Genomic DNA, 2,792 nt, shown 5'->3' on the forward strand with positions numbered 1-2,792 from the left:
GCGGATGCTGATCCGCATCTTGCGGCAGAGCGATATCTGGGCCCTGAGCTTCTCCGAAGCGCGCATGACATAAGTGGCCACCGCCTCCTTTATCGGCGCAAGGTCGGTAAGGCGCTTGCCGAACATCCTGCTGCAGCAGATTTCTTGCTTGGGCGGATCCGGCTCATCGAGTTCCAGGCAAGCGGTGCCGGCCAGCTCTCGCGCAGTTTTTTCTACCACCACGCTGAAGTTCTTCCGGAGTGTCCAGGGATCAGCCAGCGAAAGGTCCCACGCCGTCCGGATGTTCATGCCCTGCAGGTGCGCCGTCATCCGCCGGCCAATACCCCAGACGTCAGACACGTCGCACTTTTTCAGCACCCACTCCCGCTTGACCTGGTCACGCAGGTCCACCACCCCACCGCTCTGGACCTGCCAGCGCTTCGCTGCATGGTTGGCGAGCTTCGCCAGGGTCTTCGTGCCGGCGATACCGACGCCAACGGGGATACCGGTGTGCTGCAGCACCCGGGCGCGGATCTGGCGGCCGAGCTGTTCCAGGTCGCAGGTCATGCCGGTCAGGTCGGCGAACGCTTCGTCAATGGAGTAGACCTCAACGGCCGGCACCATACCCTCGATCACGGCCATGACGCGCTGGCTCATGTCGCCGTACAGCGCGTAGTTGGACGAAAAGGCCACGATGCCGTGCTGACGAAGCTTGTGTTTGATCTGGAAGAACGGCTCGCCCATCTTGATGAATGGCTTGGCGTCGGCACTCCGGGCGATCACACAGCCGTCGTTGTTGCTCAGCACGACAATGGGAGTCCGCAGCAAGTCCGGGCGGAGGACGCGCTCACAACTCGCATAGAAGCTGTTGCAGTCGACCAGGGCGAATACCGGCTCAGGCGCAGGGGTCATGGCTGCGCACACTGAATGTCACCACGCCCCAAATCAGCAGCTCATCGCCTTCGAGGATGTAGCGCGGTGCATAGCGCCTGTTCTCCGACAACAGCGCAACCTGCTGGCCGATCTTCTGCAGGCGCTTGCACACCGGTTCAGCGTTCACCGCGGCGATCACGATGTGGCCGTGGCGGGCCTCTATCGATCGGTCGACCACCACCAGGTCGCCGTCGAAGATGCCGGCGCCCTGCATGCTGTCGCCGTCTATTCTGACGAGGTACATGTGCGGGGCACGGATGTCGAACAGCTCGTCCAGTGAGATCTGTTGCTCCATATGATCCGCAGCCGGCGACGGAAAACCGGCTACGACAATACACCGATTGCCCGGTACAACGTCGCGCCTGGCACGGGGGCTGATCCTGCATAGCGTGGAAAAGGGTCTACGCATTGACCCATGCCACTGGAGCTGAGCTCCGTTCTGGGCGAAGGGCAAACGCCCGAACCCGATAAATGCGCGAGTAGAGACAGTGACCACCGGCAAGTTCTTCAAGGCACTCTGGACCAATGGCCGAGCCTTGGTGATGGCCGATGGTTGGTATGAATGGGTGAAGGGTCCAGCGGCTCCAAAGGAGAAGCAGCCATATTTCACTCGACTGAAGAGCCAGGCGCCGATGTTCATGGCGGCGCTGGCCCAGGTACATGCCGACCTGGAATCGCATGAAGGGGATGGGTTCGTGATTATCACGGCCGCGAGCGATCAGGGCATGGTCGATATCCATGATCGCCGGCCGCTGGTGCTGGCCCCTGAGCACGCCCGGCAGTGGATTGATCCGAACCTGACGGCAGCGCAGGCGGAGTTAGTAACGAGGGAGCTTTGCTTGCCGGTTGATGAGTTCGAATGGTTTCCAGTCAGCACGGCGCTGGGGAACGTTAGAAACCAAGGTGCAGAGCTGATAACGTCTCTGCCGCCGGAGCCGGCCCCACAGAGAATTTGCAATCAATTGCACCGCTAGCTCTTACCGACCGCTTGCAAAATTTTAGCGGCTAAATCCCAAGCTGGGTTTTGAAGTCCGCTTTCAACCCTTCTGTTGGGATTCGATTCCTATGCCAGGATCTCTAGGCAGCTCTCAGGGTTTCATTCATTCGTCCGCTTCCTCAGCGGGGTTTCTGTTCAGTTCCTCATTTCTATCTTTTTTCGTTTCCTAAGCTGGTTTTGGGTTCAGCTTTCATTTTTTCTTCCTTTCTCATGTCTGCTCCAACGTTCTGTTTTCTTCAGGCCTATCTTTGCAAGCCTCTCCTAAGCCAGATTTCTCTGTTATGTCTTTAACCGCTTCAATTTGATGCCTTTCCTATCGTACGTTTCGTTTCGGCCTCTAAAGACCTATTCGAGACAACAAACTCAACATTCCATTTAGAATGCGGCTTTGACTACTGCCATTCTGTTTTGCTTGCCGAGATGCATTTTCGGCTCAGTATTTAATAGTTCTGTTTTGAATACGCCTTTCACATCAGTTTTGTTTAGCTAAATTCTCAACACTTAAATCCAACATTTAAAAACTCAGCAACGGGTACAAACCCTGCTTTCGACACCCCAACTCCAATTCAGTCTGAAAAGCCCTGAAAGCCCAGCCCACAAGGCTTAGACGCCAAGTCCAAGAATAGGAAATCACAAATTTTTCAAATACCCCCTCCAACATATTGACGCATACCCCGAACTCGAACTACTTTAAACAAACAGCTCAGCAAGTCGCCGTAACACCGCCCTCAAAATGCAGTGCAGCCCCCTTACGCCTCAAGGATTAAACAACATGAGTATCACAGTGCTCGTCACCATCGCATATATCGAAACCGTCAAACTAGTGAAAGTCATTCTGATCATTTATGCAGGAGGCATTCCAAGCGTTTAAAACAGGCCACCT

Annotated in this window: 2 protein-coding genes and 1 pseudogene; 1 reads left to right on the forward strand and 2 read right to left on the reverse strand. The window is 55.6% G+C overall.

Annotated features, from left to right (window positions below):
* Together DM374_RS32310 and DM374_RS32315 are read right to left on the reverse strand one after the other, a co-directional pair.
* A partial coding sequence (locus DM374_RS32310) for a Y-family DNA polymerase (RefSeq protein WP_110973513.1) occupies nucleotides 1-891 on the reverse strand: 891 nt, incomplete at its 3' end.
* Nucleotides 875-1,246, reverse strand: coding sequence for a LexA family protein (locus DM374_RS32315; protein ID WP_225422679.1), 372 nt, complete (start codon nucleotides 1,244-1,246; stop codon nucleotides 875-877). The genes DM374_RS32310 and DM374_RS32315, both read right to left, overlap by 17 nt.
* Between DM374_RS32315 and DM374_RS32320 the strand changes: the two are divergent.
* Nucleotides 1,235-1,886, forward strand: a pseudogene (locus DM374_RS32320) (SOS response-associated peptidase family protein); the annotation flags it as partial. The gene DM374_RS32315 and the pseudogene DM374_RS32320 sit on opposite strands and share 12 nt — an antisense overlap.
* Nucleotides 1,887-2,792 lie beyond the last annotated feature (906 nt).

Source organism: Pseudomonas huaxiensis (genome assembly GCF_003231275.1).
Classification (GTDB): Bacteria; Pseudomonadota; Gammaproteobacteria; order Pseudomonadales; family Pseudomonadaceae; genus Aquipseudomonas; species Aquipseudomonas huaxiensis.